Here is a 409-nt window from a genome sequence, read left to right as displayed (position 1 = left end):
GCCGCGTCGCTGAGCGAATCGACCTTCAGTTGCTGGCTGGCGATCTGCTGCTTCATCGCATCGACGTCGTCGTTGCTCAGATGCGCGGGCGCCTTGCCGTAGTCGGGTGAGGAGATGTCCACTTCCGGAGCAGCGGCCGCAGCGGTGGTCGTGGCGGCAGGCGCGACGGCCAGCTTCGACGAGCCCTTCGCTGCAGGCTTCGATTCCGCGAGTTCGCTCTTGAGCGATTTCACCTCTTTTTGCAGCGCGTTGAGTTGCTGTTGCAGGGCCTTGATCTGATCGCTGGTCGAGTCCGCAAATGCGAGCCCCGGCAGTGCCCCGGCCACCAGCAGACAGATTAACTTCTTCTTCATCGACATTCTCCTTATGGGTCGTTTGTTGCAGGCGTTTCGACGCGTAATGGTTTTAT

Annotated in this window: 1 protein-coding gene; it reads right to left on the bottom strand. The window is 60.1% G+C overall.

The genetic code is table 11. From position 1 onward, the window contains the following. A partial coding sequence (locus tag U5782_RS41385; RefSeq protein ID WP_322049641.1) for a DUF3138 family protein occupies positions 1 to 353 on the bottom strand: 353 nt, incomplete at its 3' end. Positions 354 to 409 lie beyond the last annotated feature (56 nt).

Source organism: Paraburkholderia sp. J67, assembly GCF_905220265.1.
Taxonomy (GTDB): Bacteria; Pseudomonadota; Gammaproteobacteria; order Burkholderiales; family Burkholderiaceae; genus Paraburkholderia.
This window is presented reverse-complemented; position numbering and strand designations above follow the sequence as displayed.